The sequence below is a fragment of the Halalkalicoccus paucihalophilus genome (genome assembly GCF_001593955.1).
In the GTDB taxonomy this organism is placed as follows: Archaea; Halobacteriota; Halobacteria; order Halobacteriales; family Halalkalicoccaceae; genus Halalkalicoccus; species Halalkalicoccus paucihalophilus.
The window spans coordinates 162341-186298 of the sequence record NZ_LTAZ01000017.1 but is presented as its reverse complement, the minus strand read 5'-3'; the positions used below and the strand labels follow the sequence as shown (position 1 = coordinate 186298).

Genomic DNA, 23958 nt, shown 5'->3' with positions numbered 1-23958 from the left:
TTGATTGGATAGCAGCGGACACCACTGTGCAACTGTTCGCCCGACACAGACTACACGTGCGTAGCGTTCGCCGATCTCGAAATATCGAGCGCACACTGCTGTCGGACCTGCCGTAGCGTCTCTCAGAGCGAATGCGACTCGCTAAGAGGGGGCCCCCACCACGTTCAGGCTGAGACTGCTGATTCCCCTTCCGACCCAGCAATCGGCGAGTTCCAGCGCGCCAGGCGCCACGCAACGGGCACGAGCGCTCACAGCCAGCAGGAGTAGTCCACACAAGCAATGAGTGGACATTCCCACAGCGACAGCGCTCGCTACAGACTGAGAGACGCGTCTCTCTCCAGCGTATTCACTCCAATCAGCCACGCGTCCGTATCGTCCGCTATTAGCCACGAGACGGACGCAATTGTCTCACTTGCGACACACCGCATTTCCGATGACTGAATCCACGACTACGACCCCTGAGAGCACCGCCACTGACCAGCCTGCGACGACCGACGACCCAACCCTTGAGTCCGTCTGTGAACAGCTCGAAACGCTTACCGACCGCGTTGCAGAATTCGAGGCCGAAGTCGAACGCAAGGACGACCGCATCGAGGAGCTTGAAGCCCAGCGCGACAACGACCCCATTGAGATCAACGCAGACGGCGACACTGCAGGCCTGACGGATATCTGGATCGCCGGGATTCCCGTGGGATCGATCCTTCAAAACACGACGGAGGACGTTGATCGAGCCCACAGTCGACTCGACGACGTACAAGCGCTCGCTTCCAACAACGGCGCTTCGGGGGCGGAGACAACAACGGAGTCACAAAACGTCGAAACACCGCTTGAGCGGATCTGTGCGCTCCCCGAGCACGTCGCCGATCGTGAGCTCACGTCGAACCAGGAGCGCGCTCGGTTCATTGCTCGGGACGTTCGTGACTACGCCGAGAAGGCACCTGCTGGGCTCGTGCTCGATAGTCGAACCATCACGAAGGTCTTACCGCGATGAAAGGAACGAAGCCACACACGCAAACTGTGGCCCGTGTCATGGATTTCCTCGAGAAGCTCGGAAAGGACGACGTCGAACAAACCAAGCGGCGCGGGAAGAAACTCGTCGTGGTCGAGGAGGAAGCAGCCGACCGCTATCACGATCGTTGTGATCGGGATATTGAGCAACCCCCTACAGAGAGCGTGATGACCTAACAACGGGACAACAACAAGGAGCATAGTCGACGACAACTATCCCACGCACGCCCTCCTCTCCTAGTCATAACTCTGAACAAATCTAGTATAGTACAGTAGTAGTGGAGGGAGTAGAAACGATTTTGCTGGTTCTACCTTCGGAACCATATCACACCACGGTGTGATTAGTCCGACAGTACCTTGTGCAATCCACTTCTCCTGTAACGATCTTTTGTTACACAAGGTGACCAGAATGACTTACAGGCCAGTTGCTTTCCCGTTCTTGATTGCCGTTGTACTCATACAAGCCGGACAGCCATAGAGCCTCCATCATTATCAGCGAACACACGGTGGAAATCTACGGTCACGTGTTCACCACACCCATCACATTGGGGCATATCGCCATAACATCTATATTCATTATCAACTTTTGGGCTTATAAACGAGTAGTAACAGTGAAACTGGGTCATAAAAGCACTTACGAGGGATACGGCACCGCAGATCATCGCCTACTGGCGGACAGAGGGGCTCGGTGATATGGTTATTGAGTACTCAAATTTCGACTGAGTCGTGCTGCATCTATTATTTACGCGTCTGTTTGAGACACTTCTCTAATGATTGACGGCGATTGGAAGAGATCTTGACCGTCCGTTTTCCTCAAAGACTATTGATAGCGAGATTGAACTGAATCGTATGAGTTCACGAACACCGACGGAGTGTGTTGAGCTTGCTGCTAACGCATCCGCAGATCAGGACGATCGAATGGATGCCATTCACGAGCTAAAACTGGCAAACGAGTGCGATGAACTCGCGAGACTTGTATCAAATGAGGATATAGACGATCAGTTTCGACAGCAAGCACTCCGTTCTCTCGGCACCGCACAGTGTGATTCGATGCTTCGGAAACTCGTTGAAGATGGATCCCTCCAACAATCTCTTCAAGAGGAAGCTAGGAACCTCCTCAGCGAAATATAGGGCTCTTGAGAGAGGGGTACGAAGTAGCCTAAAACCGAATGAGCACCAGCAAATATCTCAAATCTGGTAGACCACATTTGTGATGACACGGTGTGCTTACCCATCCTAAGCAACGGGTCTCTGCCAGGCTTGTGCTGGGTTGCGCTTAGCAGTGCTGTCGTTGAACGATGGCTAGCCGCAAGCCGACCCTCTGCTAGATTCAACCAGTGACTGCGTCTGAGAGCGATCAAGTCCGAACGAATAAACTAGTGAGGCCTAGCTACAGAGTTCGGTCACGATATGCACATGTTAGTCAAGTCCGCTGAACATCCTCCTATAGGTGTCGGGGCAAACCGGCCCGGTGAGTATCGGATTATCCGTTTCGTGCATCTATGTGGCCAGCATCGACACTAACTTTGCTCGTACTTGGGTGTATTCTTCTGGTGATACATAGATAGCAGGCCAGCCTCAACGCATTATCGGATATAGAGTGTGGGCTCTCAACCTATCGCAATACAAAATAACGGTAGATAGGCGAACCGATCCCATAGGACGACATAGAGTTATCGTTTGGAGTGAGCTTGCCGGAGATACTGCAGATGGTTCCTGAGATCAGACGATGCCGGTCCCTCGATATACTGTTTTCCTAACGCGGTTATTCGATACTTCCCGCGTTCGACCTTCTCGACGAAACCTCGCTGCTCTAACTCCGTTAGTCGGCGATTCACTTCATCCCGACTATAATCGATATTGTATGCGACAATAGAAGGCGTCAGAATAAGGTCGGTAGTATGAAATAAGCTGAGAACTGCATCGTCAACTGGAAGCATCCATTCAGAAGCCCGTCGCACTTGCGTTGGATCCTTCAGCAGTATCTCCGTCCAGAGGTCGTGCCGCGAGTCGTTCTGCACCGGATTATACAGGCCAAGAATGACGAGCACGGCTGCAATACCATGAACCCAGTGGACGAACTTCGGGTAGACGACCTCAACGACGGGTCCGCCAACGAGAAACAGCATTAAGCCAGTGATCGTCATGAAGAGAAATCCTCGGTACTCTATAACGGTCTGTTTGAACAGGAGGAAATAGATGATGCCAATTCCCGTTACCAGCCCTATTATAAGATTGTACGCAGTAAACAGAGATATATTAAGCATCTGGAATCAGCCTCCGGACCCGGATGCGGTGTGCTGAAGTTGGTGATGCGTTACGATGACCAACCAGAGGAAGATGGCGAGGATCGTCTGTAAAGCACTTCGAAACGTATCCAAGAAGAATGAATCAGCCCCAACGGCGAACAAAACGACATGGTAGACGATCATCCCGGACATCGTTATCGAAAGGAGAGCGATAATAGTGCCAAACGGGGATTCACGAAGAACGTTCCACACTAAGACCGAAAGTAGCCCCGCTCCAGTCCCGCCGATAATCGCAAAGATCGCACCGAGTGTGTGAATCGTTGTATCCACTATATCCGGGAGAAGAGTAGGTGATCCCTTTAATCCGGTGCCGGCTTGATCCGACCGTATATTACTACCCGATATTAGATAGGGTGCCACTCACTAGAGACAGTCCCGAAGGCGCATCTGCTACAACAGACTGACAGTACACGCCACTATCGAAACCCCCTGTGAAGCGCTCTACCGATGGACCTCATGGATTATCTGGTCCACCCTAAGCCGGCATTAGTCCCGTCTCATTAATTAGCGCCTGAACCTGGGGAACGGATAACAAAGTATGGCCCTCTCATAGTGTAACCTGCAATGGCGCTAACCCAAATCGATCACGTGGAAGGTACGACCGCCGACTGTATCGATGAGTGCTTCACGTGCGCTCAGGCGTGTGAGTGGTGCGCTGATGAATGTGCTGGCGAAGGCGAGGAGATGGCTGAGTGTCTGCGCCTCTGTCGGGACGTCGCCGACCTCACGACGCTCCACGCTCGATTCATGGCGCGCGACTCCAATTACAGTAGCAAGTTCGCTGAGGTCACTGCGGGAGCCTGTGAGGAATGCGCCGAGGAATGTGAGCGCCATGATGCTGAGCACTGCCAGGTCTGTGCTGACGTGCTCCGTGAGTGCGCGGAAACCTGCCGCGAGATGGCATCAGCCTAAGCCATCGATTAGAATCAGATCACCGTCCCGACCTGTCCCCGATATTTCCTAATGAGATCTCCATTACAGTGGATCACAGCGTTCAACGGCGTACTGGGCCTCTGGCTCATTGTCGCTTCCCTCCTAGATGCTCTAGCAATAGACCACTGGAACGACCCCCTCGTCGGCGGGATAATTGTGATCCTGGCGGGGTATAACTACTATTCCGAGCGAACACAGGGAACCATCAACCGACGCGTAGCAGCAATCAATGGTGTCCTTGGAGGCTGGCTTATTATCGCCCCGTTCGTCTATGGGATCTCCGGTAGAGCACTGTGGAACAGTGTCTCTGTAGGCGTACTGGTAGTAGCATTCGCGGGGTATAACGTCTATGCAGCACCTCGTATAGAACGGTCGGCCACTTCCTCCTCAGACGAGATGTCACAATGACCTCACGAGATTCGAACAGGGTACAGTCGAACGATGAGGGATACAAACCGTTAGAAGAGTACGGTATCATCGGCAATCTGGAGACGGTCGCGCTCGTTGGCTCTGACGGGGCGATCGACTGGTGTTGCTTTCCCCACGTTGAATCCTCGAGCATCTTCGCTCGTATTCTCGATGATCAGCGAGGTGGCCACTTCACCGTCCAACCGACACGATCGTTCGAGGCGGTTCAGGAGTACGTTGACCGAACGAACGTGCTCCAGACGCGCTTTCAAACGGTCTCAGGTCAGGCGACGGTCACCGATTTCATGCCTGTCCCGCCGCTCGCTCGAGAAGACCAAACGCCGATGGAGACGATATTCCGACGTGTGACGTGCGAGCACGGTCAGGTCGAGCTCCGTGTCGATTTCACGCCTCGGTTCGAGTACGCTCGGACGACGCCGACCTTCGAGTCCATCCAAGAGGGAGCGATCGCGCGGGGAGACGAGGAGTTCACGGTGCTCTCGAGCTCGGTTCCGCTGTCGGTCTCAGCGCAGAGTGCGGGAACGACGGTCACTCTCGAGGAAGGAGATACCCACTGGTTCGTCCTGGGATATGGCCACGAACCGCCCCTCGAATCAGACGACCACCAGGGGATTCTCGACGACGTCGTTGACTACTGGCGAGACTGGGTTCATACCTGCTCGGACGGCGATGAATGTTCGGTGGGTGGACCATGGCACCGGGACGTCGTGCGATCTGCGCTCGTTCTCAAACTCCTGATCAACCACGAAACGGGCGCGATCTGTGCAGCTCCTACAACGTCGCTTCCCGAGGATATCGGGGGCGTACGGAACTGGGACTATCGGTACAACTGGATTCGAGACGCGGCGTTCACCGTGCGGGCACTCACGGAACTAGGGCATGTCGAGGAGGCGAAGGACTACTTTGATCTCTGTCTGACCCACTGCTCGCGTGGGCCTCCGTCGGACGTCAACCCGGTCTACAGCGTGTATGGCGATCCCGTTCCGGACGAACGGACGCTCGATCACCTCTCGGGATACCGTGGATCAGCACCCGTCCGCGTCGGTAACGCGGCGGCAGACCAGCACCAGGTCGACGTCTACGGTGAACTGATTCACGGCATCTACGAGACGACGCGCTACGGGAAGACCGTCGACGAGGACGACTGGACGGCGATGTATGATCTCATCGACTACGTGTGTGAGGCGTGGGAGGAGCCTGACGCAGGCATCTGGGAGATGCGAACGGACCGTCAGCAGTTCGTCTACTCGAAGATGATGTGCTGGGTCGCCCTTGACCGCGGGCTTAAAATCGCCGCAGAGACCGACTTCGACGCGCCTACCGATCGCTGGGAGACGTGCCGGCGCGAGATCAAGGAGACCGTCCTCGAGAAGGGGTACAGCGAAACGGCCGAGAGCTTCGTGAGTGCGTTCGGCGACGAGGACCGACTCGACGCGACGAGTCTCCTGATTCCACTCGTCGGCTTTCTTCCGGCCGACGACAGTCGTGTCCAGTCTACGATCGACGCAATTCTGGACCGGTTGCTTGTCGATGGTGGGTTGGTCATGCGCTACGAGGGCGATGACGGACTCCCCGGCGAGGAGGGTGCATTCCTCCTCTGTTCGTTCTGGCTTGTCTCAGCGCTGGCTCAGTCCGGACGGGTAGACGAGGCGGAGGCGATATTCGAGGACACGAGACAGCATGTGAGCCCGCTCGGTCTTCTTTCCGAGGAGGTCGATTCCGAGGAGGGTATTCAACTCGGCAACGTCCCGCAGGCGTTCAGTCATATTGGGCTCATAAACGGGGCACTCGCTCTGTCGACAGAGTCCGACAGCGGGCTCAACCCGGACGAAGCGGATGCGAAACCACCCGCCGAAAACGGTGCGAGAAGAGACACGCAAGGCAGTGCAGCGTCCGATTGTACGACACGATCCCAAGCTGGAAGTGAGACCCAATGACCGAAAACCATACGACACGATCGTCGGAGACTGACGAGCAGGATCACCACGACGACTCGTCGAATGGTGAGATGCAAGAACCGGGCAAGATGATGCTCAACCATCCACTTAAAGAACGGTGGATCCAGTACGGTGTCATCTCGTTTGGCCTCTGGTTGTTATTCAGTCCGTTCACCCTCGGTTACGAGAGCACACTCCTGTCGGTGAGTGACATTGTCACCGGTGTTGTTCTCATTGGACTAAGTACGGTGACGCTCGTACGGGAGAATCCCTGGGCGTCGTACGCCAACGCCTTCGTGGGGCTCTGGCTGCTAATGGCACCGCTCGTGTTCCACGCACCGACAGCCGCCGGCTACCTGAACGATACGCTCGTTGGCATCCTGGTGATTACGTTCTCGATCATCATCATGATGCGAATGGAGATGGACGGCGCGACTGTCCCCCCGGGCTGGTCGTACAACCCCTCGACCGCAGCCCAGCGCGCCCCACTGATCGCACTGGGACTCTTCGGGTTCTTCGTCTCGCGCTACATGGCCGCCTACCAGCTCGGACACATCGATTTCGTCTGGGATCCGTTCTTCGGAGATGGCACCGTCCAGATACTCGATTCGCGCGTCTCGGCGGCGTTTCCCGTCTCGGACGCTGGGTTGGGTGCGGTCGCGTACGCCATTGAGGGGCTGATGGGCTTTATGGGAGATAAGAGCCGCTGGCGAACGATGCCGTGGATGGTCTCCTTTTTCGGGATCGTCGTCATCCCGCTTGGCTTTGTCCAGGTATTGCTCGTCATTTTCCAGCCGCTTCTCGTGGGCACGTGGTGTACGCTCTGTCTGCTCTCGGCGTTCGGGATGCTCTGGATGATCTCGCTGACCGTCGACGAGGTCGTCGCGATGATGCAGCTCCTCAAGCGCCGAATGAGTGAGGGAGTCGGGCTCTGGCACGCGTTCTGGATGGGCGGAAATCTCTCTGAGGAGGACGCCGGCCTGAACGGAGAGACGCGCTCGGAGCGCGATCGGCCCGCGGGGATGTTTTGGGGGGTCTCGATTCCCTGGTACTTGCTGGGTGCGATGGCGCTGGGCTTCTGGTTGATGCTCTCACCGGCGGTCTTTGGAACACAGGGACCACTGGTCAATAGTAGCCACCTCGTCGGTGCACTCATCGTCTCGTTCACCGTCATTGCGACGGGCGAACCGGCACGTGCCGTTCGGTTCCTCAATCTCCCACTCGGTGTCTGGGTGATCGCGGCGCCCTGGGTATTTGGTGCGCCGATTCTCGTGACGGCAAATGGCGCCCTCATCGGCTTGTTGCTGATCCTCCTTAGTATCCCCCGCGGAACGATTCGGGACCAGTACGGCGAATGGTGGCCACGCTACATTGTTTGAACAGATACAGGAAATGATCCATATGGACACAATGAACCAATCCGAAGTCGTTGTGGTAACAGGAGCATCGGCCGGCGTCGGTCGAGCGACAGCTCGAGCCTTCGCCGAACGGGGAGCGCGGATCGGCCTCCTCGCACGCGGTAAGACGGGACTTGAGGGTGCGCGACGAGACGTTGAAGCGGCAGGTGGTGAGGCCTTAGTCGTTCCGACTGACGTTGCCGACGCCGATCAGGTCGAAGCAGCAGCAGAGACTGTCGAAAACGAGTTCGGCCCGATCGACGTCTGGGTGAACAATGCGATGACCTCCGTGTTCTCGCCGGCGAACGAAATGGAAGCCGATGAGTACCATCGAGTTACCGATGTGACCTATCTCGGTTGCGTGTACGGCACGCAAGTCGCGCTTGATCGAATGGTGCCACGAGACGAGGGCACGATCGTCCAAGTCGGGTCGGCGCTGGCCTATCGTGGCATTCCGTTACAGTCGGCGTATTGTGGCTCAAAACATGCCATTCAGGGGTTCACTGAATCAGTGCGTACCGAGCTGCTCCACGACGAGAGCAACGTCCAACTGTCGATGGTTCAACTGCCGGCAATGAACACACCACAGTTCGAGTGGGTGAAAAGTCGCCTCCCAGACAAACCCCAGCCCGTCCCGCCGATCTATCAGCCCGAAGTCGCGGCGGATGCCATCGTTTGGGTGGCCCATCATGATCGCGACGAACTGTGGGTCGGGCGGTCAACGGTGAAGGCAATACTGGGTAATCGACTCGTCCCTCGGTGGCTCGATCACTTGTTGGCCCGATCCGGATGGGGAGCACAGATGACTGTCGAGCCGGAGGATCCCGGCAGGGAGTACAACCTCTGGGAACCGGTCGACGATGAAACGGACTATGGTGTCCACGGACGATTCGATGAGCGAGCGAGAAGCCGGAGTTACCTGCTCTGGGCGATCACACATCCCACGCAACTGATCTCTGTCGGACTCGTGCTGGTTGCGCTCATTAGCGCTGTTGTGTATCGACGGTTCTCTTCAAATGGGTCGTTTGCTCAACGTACCTCTTTACCTCTCTCCGAAACACTGGGTAGTAAGCAGGTACGAGCATCCGCTGGGAGGGGAGAACAATGAATATACTCGTTACAGGTGGTGATGGATTCGTTGGACGCTATCTCTGTCCCGAACTCGTCGAGCGTGGTCACATGGTAACCTCGCTTTCCCGATCACCAGATCCTGACGTACTCCCCGATGAGGTTGAAACGAAAACTGGTGATGTGACAGATTATGACTCGATTGTCGATGCATACGAGAATCAGGATGCCGCTGTCAATCTCACGGCGCTCCCACCACTTCACGAACCTCGTCCTGGGACGTTTCACGATACAGTCTGTATCGGCGGTGCAGTAAATGCGGCCCACGCTGCAAGTCAACACGACGTCGATCGATACGTTGAGATGAGTTCGCTCGGAGCAACAATGCAGAGTCCAATTGCCTATTGGCGGACACAGGGGCTCGGTGATATGATCATCGAGTACTCAGATCTCGACTGGGTCGTGTTGCGTCCATCATTTATCTTTGGAGAGGGAAGTGAGACCTTTACGTTCATTAAAACGTACACTACCCCTTACGTGACCGTTCTTCCGAACGGAGGGGATGAACCGACATTTCAGCCAATTTGGGTTGAAGACGTTGCCCGCATCACCGCTGACGCACTCGAAAAGGAGAAACATGGCGGCAAGGAATACGATCTTGGGGGGCCGGAAGTACTGTCGTTTGGTGAGGTCACTCGGATGCTCTATCAAGCAGAAGGAAAATCCGTCAAGATTGTCTCGGTGCCGATGTGGCTCGCACAGGTTGGCCTCTACGCGGCTGAGCCCCTTCCATGGATACCCTTCGGTATTAATCAGGCCCGATCACTGGAGATGTCCAACGTGACTGATCACAACGACATTGATGCCTTTGGAAGGGATACTTCGGAGCTACGCTCCTTATCAACGTATCTTAAAGAAGAGAAAATTTAGTCCGAATAGATAATACATATTCCAGCAGAATACTGTTGTTTTCAGTCTTCAGATAGAATCATATATCATGCACCAGCTCTATTGTCACCTGCAGATATTCCATAAGGAGTCGACTGTCGCTGACGGTTCGCCGGAGGTCATCTAATAATGTGGCTTCGTCGTTTGTCGCATCTTGTACAGCAGGCGGACGGCTGCTGAGTCATACAACGTTTGGACTACCTGCGATTCTATTCTCCGTGCCCCTGCTAGGTTTCACATCCGTGTTTCATGATTCTGGATATTGCACAATTATAGCGTCCATTTTAACGAAATTCACACAAAAGATAGATTGATATGTGATTTCTCGTATCTACTTGCGACTCACTGAGAAGAATATATCACTTCTTCAGAGCAGGGCACTGTCGCTCAGGGAGTAAGTTAAATGCGATGTTTTAGCTCCCGGCCAGCAATGTACTCCTCTGGCGTGATAGCATACTTATCGATCGCCCGAATCATCGGTGAGTACAGTATACTTAGCCTTCTTACTATAGATGGATCGTCAGTTATCAGACGTGATGGTCTTGCCATAGAATAGTATATCTCTTTGTAGACCATAATGATAAACAGTGTAGAATATGGCTACAAAGCAACCAACAATACCGTCCCGGGAAACAGAAATCAAAACCAGTTCCCGATTACGGAATGGATCACTTATGATGGCCCTTGCTGGGGTGGCTTTCGTTGGCTACGGCCTCGTCTTCTTGGTTCTCGCACTCATCGGTAGTGGATTCGAACTCGGGGTGCACATGCTTGATGGCCTTACCCGTGCTGAATTGGCTGGGACAAACCCAGAAGCGGTGTACTACATCACCCATCTTCATGTCGCCCTCGCTGGGTTCATCATCGCTACCGGCGTTGCGGTCGCAGCGTTAGCTTGGTATGGCGTCCGCACCGGCCAGCTGTGGGCGTTGGTGACTGCCGTCACAGCAGCAGTCGTTGCGCTGGCGCTCGCTCTGCCGATGCACTATCTGGGTGGATTCGCACATAACTGGGTGACACACCTTGCTCCCATCTACCTCGCAACACTCGTGTTCGTGGTTGGTGCCGTGCTGGCCTTCCGTGCGATGACACCTAAAGCAGCGTGATATAGTTTTCTCCGTTTTGAAAACCACGCACTCATTTGAAAAATTTACATGGCCATAGAGTTACATATACTACGTATCAGAGGTTAGTTTACACCTGTTGATTGTACTTGGAGGATCGAGAGATACAGACGAACGATGTGTCGCTCTGGGTAGCCATCTACTTAATCTCTGTCAGAAACTACGTGCGAGATTCAGAGGGAGTAACTAGGCTGCCATTTCTGCCCGTATTCAGCCGGTAAAATGTGTCTCCCTTCATGGACACCGGGCCATTCGCCCTGCGACAGGGAAGCAAGAAGCTTTTCGCGATCATAATAGCGAAAATCGTATCTTCGGCAGTGGTTTGCAGATATGGCTGGGGGTTCTGTTTTCCATTTCGTTGCCTGCCATACATTCAGCCTGAGTCCGGTCCTGGATTCCTGGTCGAGATGAACAATATCGACCCCGTTATGGCCGGTTTGAATGGCTTGTTTCAATGTCTCGAACAACCGTTTTCGATACAATCGGTTTATATTAGAACGGGCTGTCTTGTGGTCACTGGTACTACTTGCGGGCAAGGTGAGAGTACGGTCACTGTCTGAAGATTGCATTGGAAACTCTCCTCTGTGTTATATCGGGAGTCGGGCCCGAAGATAGTGTATTTTTGACACTAGTTGTATACGCCGTCTGTGCTAATAATAACCATGGTTGGTATACCACCCCAGTTATTGCTCAATAGCTCCATGACTGCGTTGGAAGCGAATCTCAATCGATTCAATTAACGCGTGAAATTCTGGATGATAGGAGTTCGTGATTCAGTTAGTAACTCCACGCGTCTCCAGAGCGGTTCTACTAATGCTCTTTCATGGTATCCCAAACAGAAAGCATACAGTAGCACCCTCTGTAACAGCAGTTGATGGCAGATCTCATCGTTCAGTCGGCAGTCAAAGAGACGCTCGATGATCAGAACGTCGCGTCGGATTTCTACGACTCACTCGACGAGGAAGTCGAAGAATTACTCGAGGATGCAGCCCAACGAGCCACAGACAACGATCGCAAGACCGTTCAGCCCCGCGACCTCTAAGACCGACGATTCTCTAGCGAAGTAGTGTAGGCGAACTCCCACTGTCGCTCCGTTTTCGTAGATTCCCTGCTGGAAACTGGCCTAAGCAGCCTTTCGGAGCTACGTACCACTCGTAATTGTACCTCCCACCTCGGTATAATGGTCAGACTGTGGCCCGTATCATGAACTTTCTCGAGAAGCTCGAAAAAGACGACATCGAGTAGACGAAACGTTGTGGGAAAAAGCTCGTCGTAGTCAACGAGGAGATTCGGTGCTTACATCACCCGGAGCATGAAGACGGTGGTGTGACAGGTGGGCTGTTTACTGAACTGGCGAGCGATCCATCACTGTGATCCAGACCCAATCACAGCACCAGCGACACGCAGACCTCAACCTGCCAGAGACGCTCGATACAGCCGACGCCAAACTCGTTTACCTCTATTTACGGGTCGAGAATGAAGCAACAATCGATGAGCTGCACGCCGCACTCGGAATGAAGAAGATCACCCTCTACCCGTTACTCCAGATACTCACCACAACGGATCACGTCGATCGGACAGGGACTCAGTATGTCTGCCAACAGCAGACAACAAGCGGAGGAAATCTCTGAGCAGAAACCCAGTCCGAGCGGTCGTTCGAGTGCGAACGTTGGGCCCCAGTGGACTCAATCCACCCCAGATTGGGGCCATTGATCGCCTCCAAACGCTAGCTGACAGAGGCCCGATTGATGAAGTACAGTTATCGAGACAGGACTCTGGCTCTTTGGATGTTGTCAGGACTGGCCTGCTGAATATCTAAACAAGCCCCGGAGAATGCATTCAGCCCATCGTCGCTGTTATTTCGATGAAGCTTCTTTTTCTATCTAATATAAGATTTATAGATTAGGGATGAAATTTATAGCAGAGCAGATGATGCTTGTCTCACTGTATTGGGCACGTAGAGAGCGTTATCCCCGTCGGAGGTGTGCAATTGATATGGACGAGACATCCGACCGACTTGATGCTCACGATGAGGAGGTTGCGGCCAATGCCGGCGCTGATCCAGAAGCGTTCCTTTCGGTCCTCCCGCATTTTTATCGAGGGAGTGTAAGTCAGACGACACGGGCACAGGATCGGCTCGACCGAACAACCGACTGGGCAATCACCCTGATCGCCGCGTTGCTCTCAATAGTGTTTGCAAGCGAGAGTATGCCGGCGTACCTCTTGCTGATCGGGCTGATACTGCTGGGTATGTTCCTCTTTTTCGAAGTCCGACGCTATCGGTTCTTCGACGTATGGCGGTCTCAAGTCCGGTTCATTGAGGAGAACGTCTTCGCGAACGTCTTCAATCCCGCAGACGTCGAATACCATCCGAATTGGAGAGAAAAAATCAGTGACGATCTTCGTCAGCCGACATTCAAGGTCTCATACCTTGAAGCCCTGTCTCGTCGGGTCCGTCGGGTCTACGCGTTACTGTTTGTTGTCGTCGGGCTCGCCTGGGTCTCTAAGATCACTCTCTTTAGCCCCGGAGCACAGTGGACTCAGGCCGCGGCGCTCCCGGGGATCCCTGGCCTGGTCGTCGCAACAGTGCTGGCTTTGTTCTATATCACTGTCTTTTTGATTGCGTTCTGGCCGGGTAAACGCGAGGCGAAAGGAGAAATCCACGGCGTTGAGCCCGGCCATTGGAAGGAGGTGGACGAGAAGGACGATAAACGTCAGTAATCCGTTCCAACTGCGAATACCTTGGAGAGTGGTGGGCGTGTGTCTTCCTTAGTACTATAGTTAACCGACGTGTGACAAGTACTGTATCGGAAGTTCAACTGCCTCACCGAGTACCGTATCCAATTCATTGGATTTCAACAGCGCCACAACTTCCTTTCAGTCGTCATCTTCGAGACTCATCGAAGCGCGCATTCCTCGGCGTGTCACATGGCGACTTCGCGCGATCCGACGGAGTCCATCACTCCACGCGCTTGAGACACCACGTTTCGACTGCGTGAGGATAGATCTCGAGTTGTTCGAGCAGGTGGATGGCCTCCGTACGACCGTCAGCAAAGAGGGATTCAACGAACGAGCGCCGTCGATCGACAGTGGATGCTGCGGCCTTGTCTTGGGGGAGGGCGATAGTCCGAATCGTCGTCGTGGCGAATCGATCTTCCGGCAAGTACCCGTTGGCGGCCCACTCGCTCACTATCTCGATGAAGACGCGTTCGTGCTGGAGTGAGAGATTTCCGACGAGCTGTGCCATTCGGTCTGCGATCGCTTCGGTTGTGGTCGGCGTTTCATCGACAGATTGCGGGGTTAGCTGGACAATCCAGAGCTCGTCGATCGGAGGAAGGGCCGCCGTCGTGACGAACTGGCGGATTGGAGGATTTTGCGCGAACACGCCGTCCCAGTAGGGACGATCATTGATCTCGACGGCACGAAATAGCGTGGGAAGAGCGGTAGAGGCTAGTAGCGCATCCAGGGTTACTCCTTCGTTTGTAAACGTAGCCGGGTATCCATTCAAGGGATCGACAGCGCCGACAAAGAGACGGGGAGGCTGGTTATCAGTAGCAAGCAACTGTTGGAATTCATCGAACCCTATGTGCTCGGAAAGGATCGTAGACAGCTGTTGGTGGGCTATACTGCCGTCGAGAACGAGATATGGACTTAGAGAGGGGGTTAGAAGTCCACCTGGGTCCAGTCGTGCTGTCACCACTGCGGCGGTGTTTACCCACTGTTCCCAGCCAGTGGTCGCAGCGATGTCGCTCCACAGTCCCTCTAGTACACCCTTCGGTGTCTGAGCATTCGAAAGGAGCCGTACCAGGCGGCTGTCGCGGTGATAGCTCCACCAGAGGCGCCACTGAATCCACAGACGCGGTACCCATCTGGGAGATGATCCAGCAGGTGTCCCAGTGCACCATCACATCATCATTTGTGGATACGGGACATTCGGGAAGACCATTGCAACCCGACTCCACGAAACGGATCGCGAGGTTGTCGTCGTCGAGCAACAGGAAGCACAGCACCAACAGGCGATCGATAACAGTGTCCTATAGTACTTACGCGCAACACTCCAATTCAGCGTCAGGATTGACTGAGCATTGATCGTCTCTAGTGTGCCAGTAGACGAGCGGTGTGAGCTAGAGGCTTTCGGATTCTGATATATCCTTTGCTTGTTTAAGGATAGTGCTTATATATCCTCAGTTGGTTCGTTATTACTGATAGAAGAATAAATATGGTCATAATATAGCGTATAAAACGAATACCAATCACTCACATCTAGATCGAGATGAGAAACGATTTCTGGTCGAATCAGCAGAGGCCGAGCGGATTCGGGAAGAAACCGTCTCATTCGTTCGCCAGCGTGTCCAGGAGGCAGACGTGGAGGGTGTTGTCGTCCCAATGAGCGGCGGAATTGACTCAACGGTGACGGCAGCCGTCGCCGCAGCGGCACTCGATACCGAGCAAGTGCTGGCGCTGGGACTTCCCTGTCACAAAACTGAGGACCTCAACGCCATCGACACCCGGACGATCGCGGATGGCTTGGGAATTGAGTACCAAGAAATTCATCTCCAGGGGCTGCTCGACCTGTTCACAGAGTTGGTGAAATCGACGATTGGACCAACCGATGATCAGGTGGTGAGCGGGAACACCATTGCACGGTTTCGGATGGTCTGTGCATACTACGCAGCAAACACGCGTTCGTCGCTCGTGCTCGGAACGGCGAACCGGTCAGAACTCCTGCTTGGCTATTTTACGAAATACGGTGACGGTGGGGCAGACCTGTACCCCCTGGGGGACCTCTATAAGACCGAGGTTCGGGCCCTCGCACCGTACGTTGGTGTACCGAAACGAATCATCGAGAAGGAGCCGACCGCCGGGTTCTGGGCCGGACAGACCGATGCTGAGGACCTTGGTGCGCCCTACGACTTACTCGATCAGATTCTATTAGGATTGATCGATAGAGGGGAGAGTCCAGAAACGGTCGCGGACGACCTCGGAATTGACGTCGACGTCGTCAAAGAGTATGGCCAACGCTGTGTGTCGTCTGCTCACAAGCGGACACCCCCGCCAACACCCAGAAGCACCGACCGACCATCTCTGCCGACGTCACGATAATCCAAGATAGCGAGAGCCACCGTTGAGCGCTTGACTGACTTCTCGCCAAAATGAATGGAAGCGGACGATCCCCATCCAGATGATCTGAAACTACTTTTCGACGTGATTCCGGTCGGTAAAGTGGATCGGCCACCGTTCCGGCTCTCTGGCGGCGAGAAACAACGCGCTGCCGTGGCAAGCGTGTTCTCCTTCGATCCCGAGGTCCTCCTCCTCAACGAGCCCCTGGGGGCGGTCGACGCTCAATATCGCGAGAGAATCCTCGGCCTGCTGGACGATCACGACGGGACTGTGCTCGTGTTCACTCCCTCGCTCGACCTCATCCCCAAGGTCGCAAAACGGGTCGTCCTCGTCGGACGGAACGGGTCGATCGCGGCGGACGGGACCGTTCGGGACGTCCTGACGGATCGGTCCCTGCTGGAATCCCAGGGGCTTCGCCCACCCGCGACCGTTCGGTTATTCGAGGTGATCGTCGATCCCGATGTGATCCCGCTGACCATCCCGGCGGCGCGTCGGTATCTGTCGTGTGAGCGGATGTAGCAGTTCTCGTCAGACCTCCGCCCGAAATCCGTCTCCGCCTGCTACACCGCGAGATGCGTCGCGACCGTCTCGTGCTCGACAGCCGCCAGTTCCTCAACGATACGTCCCTTCTCCATAACGTAACACCGCTCGGCGAGCGCGTCGATCACCGAGAGGTTCTGCTCGACGAACAGCACGGTGGTCTCCGTCTCCTCGCTCATCTGCCCGATCGTCTCGCTCATCTCCGCGACGATCGAGGGCTGGACGCCCTCCGAGGGTTCGTCCAACAGGAGCAAATCGGGACTGCCCACGAGCGCCCGGCCGACCGCGAGCATCTGCTGTTGGCCGCCGCTCATCGTCCCCGCCTTCTGCTCCCGGCGTTCCTCGAGGATCGGGAAGTACTCGTAGACCGCGTCGTAGCGCGCCTCGCCGCCCTCGTTGATCGACTCGCCCATCCGGAGGTTCTCCTCGACGGTCAGGGAGGGAAAGACGTCCCGTCTCTGCGGGATGTAGCCCATGCCGCCGCGGGCGCGGGCGTCGGACGGCTCGTCCGTCACGTCCCGCCCATCGAACTGGATCGTCCCCGAGTCGGGTTCGAGCAGGCCGATGACGCTTTTCATCAGCGTGGTCTTGCCCGCGCCGTTCTTCCCGATCACGCCAACGATCTCGCCCTCATCCACGGAGAGGTCGACCCCGCGGAGGACGGGTGTCGAGTCGTAGGAGGCGTGGAGGTCCTCGATCGCGAGCATCAGACCTCCTCCCCCAGATAGACGTTCCGGACCGCTGGATCGTCGGCGACGTTCTCCATCTCCCCTTCGATGAGGATCGAGCCCTGATGAAGCACGGTCACCCGCTCGGCGAGCGCGCGGACGAACTTCATGTCGTGTTCGATGACGAGCAACGCGACGCCCACCGACTCGTTGAGATCGATCAGCAGGTCGGCGATCCGCTGGGTCTCCTCAACCGAGAGGCCCGCGACGGGCTCGTCGAGCAACAAGAGCGCGGGATCGAGTGCACTCGCCATCGCGATCTCCAGTCGTTGCTTCTGTCCGTGCGAGAGCGCGTTAGCCTCGACGTACTCCTCGTCAGCGAGATCGAATCGCGACAGCGAATCCACGATCGCGTCCTCGAGTTCCTCGCCTGAAACGCGGCGTTGGAGCGCCAACCGGAGGTTCTCCCGAGTGCTGAACTCCCCGTAGACGCTCGGCACCTGGAACTTCACGCTGAGGCCCCGATCGATGCGCTCGTGGGGCGAGAGCCCGTCGATCGCCTCGCCGGCGAAACGGATCGACCCTGCGTTGGGATCGAGCTGGCCGGTGATCAGCGAGAGCAGCGTCGACTTGCCCGCGCCGTTGGGCCCGATCAGACACCGCCGTTCGCCCGGCGAGACGGTGAGAGAAACGTCGTCTGTCGCGGTCAGCCCGCCGAACTCCTTTCGCAGCGCGTCGGTCGCGAGCAACGGTTCTGGTTCGGCAGCCATCAGTCAGCCACCTCCTCGTGACCGCGAATGGACGGACTACTTTGCTTTTCGCTCAGCCAGTCGGCGACCGCCGGGGCGACGCCCTTGGGCAGCCAGAGGATCGTCACCAGCAACAGCCCGCCGACGACGACCAGCGCGTACTCGCTGCCGGTGATCGAGAGCTGCTGGGAGAACCACTCGATGGCGTAGGTCGCACCGATCGCACCCAACAGGGAGTCCCGGCCGCCAACGCTGACCCACACCACCGGGAGGGCGGCGAAGGTGATCCCGAAGACGGCGGGGTTCATGTAGTTGCCCCAGGAGGCGTACAGCACGCCGGAGAGGCCCGCGAGCGCGCCTCCGAGCGTGAACACGAGGAGCTTGATCCGTTTGGTGTCGTAGCCGAGCAGTTCGGTACGCTCCTCGTCCTCGCGGACCGCGACCATCGCCCGGCCGAAGTCGCTGTTGACCAGCGCGCGCAGCCCGAGATACGTCCCGAGAAGCACGAGGAGCACCACATAATAGAAGGCCGTATCGATCAGCTCAATCCCACCAAGCATGAGGTTGGGGATGTTCGTCATCCCGTCGAATCCCCCCAACGCTGCCTCGCCGATCGCCCACTCGCTGCCGGCGGTCTGGCCCATGAACGTGTGGACCACCAGCGCGACCACGAGTGTCATGATCGTGACGTACACGTCTCGAACCCCGCCGTAGAACATGAAGTAGCCGAGCACGAACGCAAACAGGGTGGCGACCCCGACGCCCGTGAGCAGGCCAAGCGCCGTACCAGTAGTCGTAGAGAGGTTGATGCCGACGATCCCGAAAGTATAGCCCCCGATTCCGAAGAAGGCGACCTGCCCGAAGCTGAGGATCCCGCAGTAGCCCCAAATCACACAGAGGCTGAGGCCGAGAATCGCATAGAGGAGAAACAGCGCGGCGTTGGCGACCGCGTACGTCGAGGCCACCAGCGGGTAGCCAAGAAGCGCGACAACCGCGAGCCCGAAGGCCGCCCAGAATCGGTCGGAGGTCCCGCGGGTATTGGGGCCGTCAAGGACAGTTCTGAGACTCATTGGCCGCCCTCCGCGCGCTTCGCACGCCACGAGTCGATCAGGCCGGTGATACCCTCCGGGAGCAGGCGGATCGCGAGGATCGCCGCAAGCAGCATCGCGACTTGGCCGATGAACGTGCCTGCGAGGTTGGTGAAGGTGGCGTTCACCACTCCGAGGAAACCACCTGCAAGCGAGGTACCCACGAGCACCGAGGAGCCGCCGACGACGACGGTGACGAACGCCTCGACGAGAAAGGACGCGCCGAGTTCGGGCGTCATCGTGATCGTCGGGGCGTACAGCGCCCCCGTTAGTCCGGCGAGCGCCGAGCCCAGGCCGAAGGTCCCGAGGTAGATTCGACCGGTATCGACGCCCATGCTCCGCGCCGTGGGCTCGTCCTCCATCGTCGCGCGGGCTTGCGTTCCGAACTCGGTGTACATGAACAGCCAGTACAGGCTAACGAGGACCGCGACGGCGATCCCCGCGAGCACGACCCGGTAGGCCGAGTACGAAAACGCGCCATATGAGATGCTTCCCAGCGGTGTCCCGACCTGCGACAGCGTGTTACCGAAGCCGATCCGTGCGAGTTGGACCGTAACGAGGCTCAGGCCCCACGTAGCGACCATCGAGTCCAGCGGCCGATGATAGAGCCGTCTCATCACCGTTCGTTCGAGGACGAGCCCGAAGACGGTGGTCGCGAGGACGCCGACGCCCATCGCCAGTGCGAGCGGGAGGCCCGCCCCATACGAGAGGGTCGTCCCGTAGGCCCCGACGAGGATGAACTCGCCGTGGGCGAGGTTGATGATGCCCATCATGCCGAAGATGACCGCCAAGCCGACGGTCGCGAGCACGATGAAGGCGAAGCTATCCAGGAACTGGAACAACAGGTTGAGCGTGTCGTATATCATAGGTCGTAAACCTCCGCGGGGAGGTACTGGGTCGTCTCGGGGTCGTCGGGCAGCGAACAGCCCACCTCCTGGAGGAAGCCCGCCCCGATGTACTGCTCGTTGCCGAAGCTCAGGTCGTGATTCGAGTCGGCATGCCCGATTCGCATGTGGTGGTTCATGTGATGGGTGTCGCCGTCGAGTTCGATCGTGCCTTCCGGGGCCTCGATCTCGACGCCCTTTTCTAACTCCTCGATCACCGCCTCCTGATCGGTCGTCCCGGCGCGTTCTGCGGCCTCGGCGTACATGTGGATTGAGAAGTAGTTGTTCTGGGCCTCCTGGTTGAGGTAGGGCGCGTCGGGCCACCGGTCGTAAAAGCGCTCGACGAACGCGTTGCTGGCCTCGGTGTCGACCTCCTCCATGTAGTTGACCCCAACATACATATCAGCGAGTGCGGGCGGGTTCAGCCGGCGATGCTCGTAGCCTTGGGCCATCGTCGTCGAACTCCCGATCGGTATGTCGAGTCCGGCGGAGGCGCGTTGATTGTAAAAGGAGGTGTGGTTCTGGCCGACCAGCATCGACATCACAAAGTCCGGGTCGGCCTCCTGGATCCTGTTGATCGTCGAGCCGAACTGCGAGACGTCCAGCGGAATGAACTCCTCGCCGATCACTTCCGCGCCGTTTTCCTCGGCGAGGATCCGCACCCAGTCCCCGGAGATCTGCCCGAAGTTGTAGTCGGCGGCGATGGTATAAATACGGGGACCGTACTCCTCAATCAGATGGGGAACGACCGCGCCGAGCTGCTGGCGGGCGGTCGCGCCCACCGGGAAGATTGTGCTGTCGCAGACCCCGCCCTCGTACTGGGTCGTGTAGAAGTACAGCTGCTCGTACTGGTTGATCAGCGGCCGGATCGTCTCGCGGGCGGCGCTCGAATAGCCCGCCCAGAGCGCGTCGACCTCTTCGCGCTGGATGAGCCGTCGGGTCAGCTCCTGGTAGCGCTGATTGTCCGACTGGGGGTCGGGGTCGAACAGCTCGATCTCCTTGCCCAGAATGCCGCCCGCCTCGTTGAGCTCCTCGATGGCGAGCACGCTAGTCTGCCACTTCGAGGTGCCGTTGAGCGCAAAGCCGCCGGAGCGATCCTCGAGGACGCCGATCCGAACGACATCCGCGTCCTGTCGGGCACTGCCCGTACAGCCCGCGGTCGCCGTGATTCCAGTGGCCCCCGCGGCGAGGAACGCTCGTCGGGTCGATGAACGACCAGTAGAAAACAAATTATTCATCGCTATTTGTTCTAATATTCGATATCATTGATTGTTCGTCCACTCATTGATGACGTCAAGTCGGTTCCGACCTATGTATAAAAAGATTGTCTACGGACTCCTTTCTATTCATTAACGCAGCCATAACTCTATAATGACCCTATAATATGCTGAAATCAACTGAATATCCGTCCAGAAACGGCCGTTCGATGGGTCGGGAAACTGATCATCGAATCGGGATCGCTATGAGGCGATCACTGCCGGTAGACGAACGGCCGCAATGATCCGCCCAGTCTCGATCGATTCGTATGAATGTCCTCTATAATCACGAATAACGGTAACTATCACGTATTCAGCGTCGTAGGCTGGACAAATATTTCATCGACGCCAATCAATATAAGCGGGCTCGCGAAAGGAGGCTCCATGATCGGACGATTGTGGAGGGGCGGAACGTGAAACCGGGCGAATTGCTCCCGGCTGAAGGAACGGTGACGATCAACGAGGGCCGCGAGACGGCGACCGTCGCCGTCGAAAACACGGGCGACAGGCCCGTCCAGGTCGGTTCGCATTTCCATTTCTTCGAGGTCAATCCGGGGCTCGCGTTCGATCGGAAGGCCGCGTATGGAATGCGTCTGGACGTGCCTGCGGGCACCGCGATCCGGTTCGAGCCGGGCGACCGCCAAGAGGTCGATCTGGTGGCGATCGGCGGCGAACGTCGGGTCTTTGGCATGCACAGGCTCGTCTCGGGTGATCTCGACGCAAACCGCGAAAACGCACTCGAACGCGCCCGTGAGGGCGACTTCGGAGGAGCGGAGTAATGAGCGAGATAGACCGCGATCGGTACACACGGCTGTACGGACCCAGCGAGGGCGACCGGCTCCGGCTGGCCGATACGGAGTTGATCGCCGAGGTCGAGCGAGATCACACCACGAAAGGCGACGAGAGCGTCTTCGGTGGCGGGAAGACCCTGCGTGACAGCATGGGGATGACATCCGGGGTCACGAGCGCCGAGGGCGCGCTCGACTGGGTGCTGACGAACGTCACCGTGATCGACCCCATTTTGGGGATCGAGAAGGGTGATCTCGGCATCAAGGATGGCCGGATCGTCGGCTTCGGATCGGCGGGCAACCCCGAGACGATGGACGGCGTCGACGAAGGACTGATCGTCGGGTCGAGCACCGACGCGATCCCCAGCGAGGGACTGATCGCGACGCCGGGCGCGCTCGACATCCACGTCCACTTCAACACACCACAGCTCGCGGACCACGCCATCGCCAGCGGGATCACGACTATGATGGGTGGCGGCTTTGGCGGCGGGGCGACCACCGCTACGCCCGGACCCCGGAACATCGAGATGCTGCTGCGGGCGGCCGACGACTGGCCCGTCAACGTCGGCGTCTACGGGAAGGGCAACGCAAGCCAGCCCGCCCCCTTGATCGAACAGATCGAGGCCGGCGCCTGTGGGCTAAAGGTCCACGAGGACTGGGGGGCGACCCCCGCCGCGATCGACACCTGTCTCTCGGTCGCCGAGGAGACCGACGTGCAGGTCTGTCTCCATACGGACACCCTGAACGAGGCGGGTTTCGTCGAGCAGACCTTCGACGCCATCGACGGGCGGACTATCCACACCTTCCACATCGAGGGTGCCGGCGGCGGCCACGCCCCGGACGTCCTCGAACTCGTCGCCCACCCCAACATGCTGGCGTCCTCGACGAACCCCTCGATGCCCTTCACCGAGAACACGTTCGACGAGCATCTGGATATGGTGATGGTCTGCCATCACCTCAACCCCGATGTACCGGAGGACGTCGCCTTCGCCGAGTCGCGCATCCGTGCGGAGACGCTGGGGGCCGAGGACGTCCTACATGACACCGGCGCGATCAGCATGATGGCGACCGACTCGATGGCGATGGGCCGGCAGGCCGAGTTGATCAACCGCACGTGGCAGACCGCCGATAAGATGAAACGCCAGCGCGGCCCGCTGCCGGGCGATGAGGGAACGGACAACGACAACAGTCGCATCCTGCGATATATCGCCAAATACACAATCAACGCCGCGATCACCGCCGGGATCAGCGATCACGTGGGGTCGCTCGAACCCGGCAAACTCGCGGACGTCGCCCTCTGGGAGCCCGCTTTCTTTGGGATCAAACCCGAGTGGGTTCTGAAAGGGGGGTATCCTGCCTCGGCGAACATGGGCGAGGCAAACGGCTCGCTGATGACCTGCGAGCCCAAACGTCAGCGTCCCTGGTTCGGCGCGAACGGGAGTGTCCCCTACGCCACCAGCATGACCTTCGTCAGCAACGCGGCCGCCGAGGCCGGCGTCGGCGACGACTATGACCTCCAGTCGGAGGTCGTGCCCGTCAAGGACACTCGCCCGCTCACAAAGAGCGACATGGTTCACAACACGTACTGCCCGGAGGACCTCAAAGTCGATTCCGAGACCTTCGAGGTGTTCATCGACGGCGAGCCGGTCACCTCCGAGCCCGCCGAGGAACTACCCCTGACCCAGCGATACCTGCTCTGAAACTCCCACCA

The 23958-nt window shown here is 57.3% G+C and carries 26 protein-coding genes and 1 pseudogene; 19 read left to right on the top strand and 8 right to left on the bottom strand.

From position 1 onward, the window contains the following. Positions 1 to 433: 433 nt before the first annotated feature. Together HAPAU_RS18830 and HAPAU_RS22650 are read left to right on the top strand one after the other, a co-directional pair. Entirely contained in the window at positions 434 to 991 is a 558-nt protein-coding gene (locus HAPAU_RS18830) for a hypothetical protein (protein WP_245634261.1), read from the top strand. Next, entirely contained in the window at positions 988 to 1185 is a 198-nt protein-coding gene (locus HAPAU_RS22650; RefSeq protein ID WP_245634260.1) for a hypothetical protein, read from the top strand. Before HAPAU_RS18830 ends, HAPAU_RS22650 begins: the two co-directional genes overlap by 4 nt. Positions 1186 to 1463: 278 nt before the next feature. Here the strand turns inward: HAPAU_RS22650 and HAPAU_RS23340 are convergent, their stop codons facing one another. Continuing rightward, positions 1464 to 1562: a DUF7563 family protein gene (locus tag HAPAU_RS23340; protein WP_449267246.1), complete on the bottom strand. Its 99-nt coding sequence runs from the start codon at positions 1560 to 1562 to the stop codon at positions 1464 to 1466. Between the two features lie 295 nt (positions 1563 to 1857). Here HAPAU_RS23340 and HAPAU_RS18825 point away from each other — a divergent pair, with 295 nt between their 5' ends. Then, positions 1858 to 2139: a hypothetical protein gene (locus HAPAU_RS18825; RefSeq protein ID WP_066385686.1), complete on the top strand. Its 282-nt coding sequence runs from the start codon at positions 1858 to 1860 to the stop codon at positions 2137 to 2139. A gap of 542 nt (positions 2140 to 2681) precedes the next feature. Here HAPAU_RS18825 and HAPAU_RS18820 read toward each other — a convergent pair. Beyond that, a complete protein-coding gene (locus tag HAPAU_RS18820) occupies positions 2682 to 3155 on the bottom strand; it encodes a hypothetical protein (protein WP_211263641.1) in 474 nt (157 codons plus the stop codon). 726 nt (positions 3156 to 3881) lie between these two features. On the opposite strand from HAPAU_RS18820, the gene HAPAU_RS18810 reads away from it, so the two are divergent. From HAPAU_RS18810 to HAPAU_RS18765, 11 genes are all read left to right on the top strand, one after another. Next, a complete protein-coding gene (locus HAPAU_RS18810) occupies positions 3882 to 4229 on the top strand; it encodes a four-helix bundle copper-binding protein (protein ID WP_066385681.1) in 348 nt (115 codons plus the stop codon). Between the two features lie 51 nt (positions 4230 to 4280). Further along, a complete protein-coding gene (locus HAPAU_RS18805) occupies positions 4281 to 4658 on the top strand; it encodes an SPW repeat domain-containing protein (protein WP_066385679.1) in 378 nt (125 codons plus the stop codon). Beyond that, positions 4655 to 6616, top strand: coding sequence for a glycoside hydrolase family 15 protein (locus tag HAPAU_RS18800; protein WP_084383902.1), 1962 nt, complete (start codon positions 4655 to 4657; stop codon positions 6614 to 6616). Before HAPAU_RS18805 ends, HAPAU_RS18800 begins: the two co-directional genes overlap by 4 nt. Continuing rightward, a complete protein-coding gene (locus HAPAU_RS18795; protein WP_157078566.1) occupies positions 6613 to 7995 on the top strand; it encodes a vitamin K epoxide reductase family protein in 1383 nt (460 codons plus the stop codon). The genes HAPAU_RS18800 and HAPAU_RS18795 overlap by 4 nt, the downstream gene beginning before the upstream one ends. Before the next feature lie 22 nt (positions 7996 to 8017). Next, entirely contained in the window at positions 8018 to 9121 is a 1104-nt protein-coding gene (locus tag HAPAU_RS18790) for an SDR family oxidoreductase (RefSeq protein ID WP_084383937.1), read from the top strand. Then, a complete protein-coding gene (locus HAPAU_RS18785) occupies positions 9118 to 10011 on the top strand; it encodes a complex I NDUFA9 subunit family protein (protein WP_066385678.1) in 894 nt (297 codons plus the stop codon). The genes HAPAU_RS18790 and HAPAU_RS18785 overlap by 4 nt, the downstream gene beginning before the upstream one ends. A 695-nt stretch (positions 10012 to 10706) precedes the next feature. After that, positions 10707 to 11135, top strand: coding sequence for a hypothetical protein (locus tag HAPAU_RS18780; RefSeq protein ID WP_211263640.1), 429 nt, complete (start codon positions 10707 to 10709; stop codon positions 11133 to 11135). An 892-nt stretch (positions 11136 to 12027) separates the two neighbouring features. Beyond that, positions 12028 to 12195, top strand: coding sequence for a DUF1931 family protein (locus HAPAU_RS18775; RefSeq protein ID WP_066385675.1), 168 nt, complete (start codon positions 12028 to 12030; stop codon positions 12193 to 12195). 328 nt (positions 12196 to 12523) lie between these two features. Next, the gene (locus HAPAU_RS18770; protein WP_245634259.1) at positions 12524 to 12784 is read left to right on the top strand and encodes a hypothetical protein; all 261 of its coding nucleotides are present in this window, start codon (positions 12524 to 12526) and stop codon (positions 12782 to 12784) included. Continuing rightward, entirely contained in the window at positions 12748 to 12972 is a 225-nt protein-coding gene (locus HAPAU_RS23165) for an HTH domain-containing protein (protein WP_368085909.1), read from the top strand. The genes HAPAU_RS18770 and HAPAU_RS23165 overlap by 37 nt, the downstream gene beginning before the upstream one ends. A 176-nt stretch (positions 12973 to 13148) precedes the next feature. Then, entirely contained in the window at positions 13149 to 13874 is a 726-nt protein-coding gene (locus tag HAPAU_RS18765) for a DUF2270 domain-containing protein (protein ID WP_066385674.1), read from the top strand. A 238-nt stretch (positions 13875 to 14112) separates the two neighbouring features. On the opposite strand, the gene HAPAU_RS20610 is transcribed toward HAPAU_RS18765, so the two are convergent. Then, positions 14113 to 14850: a patatin-like phospholipase family protein gene (locus HAPAU_RS20610; protein WP_368085908.1), complete on the bottom strand. Its 738-nt coding sequence runs from the start codon at positions 14848 to 14850 to the stop codon at positions 14113 to 14115. A gap of 199 nt (positions 14851 to 15049) precedes the next feature. Between HAPAU_RS20610 and HAPAU_RS20605 the strand changes: the two genes are divergently transcribed. The 3 genes and pseudogenes from HAPAU_RS20605 to HAPAU_RS18750 all read left to right on the top strand — a co-directional run. Continuing rightward, positions 15050 to 15193 carry an NAD-binding protein gene (locus HAPAU_RS20605; protein WP_245634258.1) on the top strand — a complete coding sequence of 48 codons (144 nt, stop codon included), beginning with the start codon at positions 15050 to 15052 and terminating at the stop codon, positions 15191 to 15193. 190 nt (positions 15194 to 15383) lie between these two features. Beyond that, a complete protein-coding gene (locus tag HAPAU_RS18755; protein WP_066385670.1) occupies positions 15384 to 16256 on the top strand; it encodes an NAD+ synthase in 873 nt (290 codons plus the stop codon). 120 nt (positions 16257 to 16376) lie between these two features. Beyond that, positions 16377 to 16793: pseudogene (locus tag HAPAU_RS18750) on the top strand (energy-coupling factor ABC transporter ATP-binding protein); the annotation flags it as partial. A gap of 41 nt (positions 16794 to 16834) precedes the next feature. Here HAPAU_RS18750 and HAPAU_RS18745 read toward each other — a convergent pair. Genes HAPAU_RS18745 through HAPAU_RS18725 form a run of 5 tightly spaced genes read right to left on the bottom strand, consistent with a single transcriptional unit; the run spans position 16835 to position 21441 of the window. Next, a complete protein-coding gene (locus HAPAU_RS18745; RefSeq protein WP_066385668.1) occupies positions 16835 to 17521 on the bottom strand; it encodes an ABC transporter ATP-binding protein in 687 nt (228 codons plus the stop codon). Then, positions 17521 to 18252, bottom strand: coding sequence for an ABC transporter ATP-binding protein (locus HAPAU_RS18740; RefSeq protein ID WP_066385663.1), 732 nt, complete (start codon positions 18250 to 18252; stop codon positions 17521 to 17523). Before HAPAU_RS18740 ends, HAPAU_RS18745 begins: the two co-directional genes overlap by 1 nt. Next, positions 18252 to 19301, bottom strand: coding sequence for an ABC transporter permease subunit (locus HAPAU_RS18735; protein ID WP_066385662.1), 1050 nt, complete (start codon positions 19299 to 19301; stop codon positions 18252 to 18254). Before HAPAU_RS18735 ends, HAPAU_RS18740 begins: the two co-directional genes overlap by 1 nt. Then, positions 19298 to 20185: an urea ABC transporter, permease protein UrtB gene (gene urtB, locus HAPAU_RS18730; protein ID WP_066385660.1), complete on the bottom strand. Its 888-nt coding sequence runs from the start codon at positions 20183 to 20185 to the stop codon at positions 19298 to 19300. Before urtB ends, HAPAU_RS18735 begins: the two co-directional genes overlap by 4 nt. After that, positions 20182 to 21441, bottom strand: coding sequence for an urea ABC transporter substrate-binding protein (locus HAPAU_RS18725; protein WP_066385659.1), 1260 nt, complete (start codon positions 21439 to 21441; stop codon positions 20182 to 20184). Before HAPAU_RS18725 ends, urtB begins: the two co-directional genes overlap by 4 nt. Positions 21442 to 21872: 431 nt before the next feature. On the opposite strand from HAPAU_RS18725, the gene HAPAU_RS18720 reads away from it, so the two are divergent. Both HAPAU_RS18720 and ureC read left to right on the top strand, forming a co-directional pair. Beyond that, on the top strand, positions 21873 to 22238 hold the full coding sequence (locus tag HAPAU_RS18720) for an urease subunit beta (RefSeq protein WP_066385873.1): 366 nt from the start codon (positions 21873 to 21875) through the stop codon (positions 22236 to 22238). Next, entirely contained in the window at positions 22238 to 23947 is a 1710-nt protein-coding gene (gene ureC, locus HAPAU_RS18715; protein WP_066385657.1) for an urease subunit alpha, read from the top strand. The genes HAPAU_RS18720 and ureC overlap by 1 nt, the downstream gene beginning before the upstream one ends. Positions 23948 to 23958 lie beyond the last annotated feature (11 nt).

What these genes read in the sequence shown, in the direction of transcription:
- HAPAU_RS18830 (WP_245634261.1), top strand. Translation starts at nt 434, where the DNA reads ATGACTGAATCCACGACTACGACCCCTGAGAGCACCGCCACTGACCAG.
- HAPAU_RS22650 (WP_245634260.1), top strand. Translation starts at nt 988, where the DNA reads ATGAAAGGAACGAAGCCACACACGCAAACTGTGGCCCGTGTCATGGAT.
- HAPAU_RS23340 (WP_449267246.1), bottom strand. Translation starts at nt 1,562, where the DNA reads ATGCCCCAATGTGATGGGTGTGGTGAACACGTGACCGTAGATTTCCAC.
- HAPAU_RS18825 (WP_066385686.1), top strand. Translation starts at nt 1,858, where the DNA reads ATGAGTTCACGAACACCGACGGAGTGTGTTGAGCTTGCTGCTAACGCA.
- HAPAU_RS18820 (WP_211263641.1), bottom strand. Translation starts at nt 3,155, where the DNA reads ATGACGATCACTGGCTTAATGCTGTTTCTCGTTGGCGGACCCGTCGTT.
- HAPAU_RS18810 (WP_066385681.1), top strand. Translation starts at nt 3,882, where the DNA reads ATGGCGCTAACCCAAATCGATCACGTGGAAGGTACGACCGCCGACTGT.
- HAPAU_RS18805 (WP_066385679.1), top strand. Translation starts at nt 4,281, where the DNA reads ATGAGATCTCCATTACAGTGGATCACAGCGTTCAACGGCGTACTGGGC.
- HAPAU_RS18800 (WP_084383902.1), top strand. Translation starts at nt 4,655, where the DNA reads ATGACCTCACGAGATTCGAACAGGGTACAGTCGAACGATGAGGGATAC.
- HAPAU_RS18795 (WP_157078566.1), top strand. Translation starts at nt 6,613, where the DNA reads ATGACCGAAAACCATACGACACGATCGTCGGAGACTGACGAGCAGGAT.
- HAPAU_RS18790 (WP_084383937.1), top strand. Translation starts at nt 8,018, where the DNA reads ATGGACACAATGAACCAATCCGAAGTCGTTGTGGTAACAGGAGCATCG.
- HAPAU_RS18785 (WP_066385678.1), top strand. Translation starts at nt 9,118, where the DNA reads ATGAATATACTCGTTACAGGTGGTGATGGATTCGTTGGACGCTATCTC.
- HAPAU_RS18780 (WP_211263640.1), top strand. Translation starts at nt 10,707, where the DNA reads ATGGCCCTTGCTGGGGTGGCTTTCGTTGGCTACGGCCTCGTCTTCTTG.
- HAPAU_RS18775 (WP_066385675.1), top strand. Translation starts at nt 12,028, where the DNA reads ATGGCAGATCTCATCGTTCAGTCGGCAGTCAAAGAGACGCTCGATGAT.
- HAPAU_RS18765 (WP_066385674.1), top strand. Translation starts at nt 13,149, where the DNA reads ATGGACGAGACATCCGACCGACTTGATGCTCACGATGAGGAGGTTGCG.
- HAPAU_RS18745 (WP_066385668.1), bottom strand. Translation starts at nt 17,521, where the DNA reads ATGCTCGCGATCGAGGACCTCCACGCCTCCTACGACTCGACACCCGTC.
- HAPAU_RS18740 (WP_066385663.1), bottom strand. Translation starts at nt 18,252, where the DNA reads ATGGCTGCCGAACCAGAACCGTTGCTCGCGACCGACGCGCTGCGAAAG.
- HAPAU_RS18735 (WP_066385662.1), bottom strand. Translation starts at nt 19,301, where the DNA reads ATGAGTCTCAGAACTGTCCTTGACGGCCCCAATACCCGCGGGACCTCC.
- urtB (WP_066385660.1), bottom strand. Translation starts at nt 20,185, where the DNA reads ATGATATACGACACGCTCAACCTGTTGTTCCAGTTCCTGGATAGCTTC.
- HAPAU_RS18725 (WP_066385659.1), bottom strand. Translation starts at nt 21,441, where the DNA reads ATGAATAATTTGTTTTCTACTGGTCGTTCATCGACCCGACGAGCGTTC.
- ureC (WP_066385657.1), top strand. Translation starts at nt 22,238, where the DNA reads ATGAGCGAGATAGACCGCGATCGGTACACACGGCTGTACGGACCCAGC.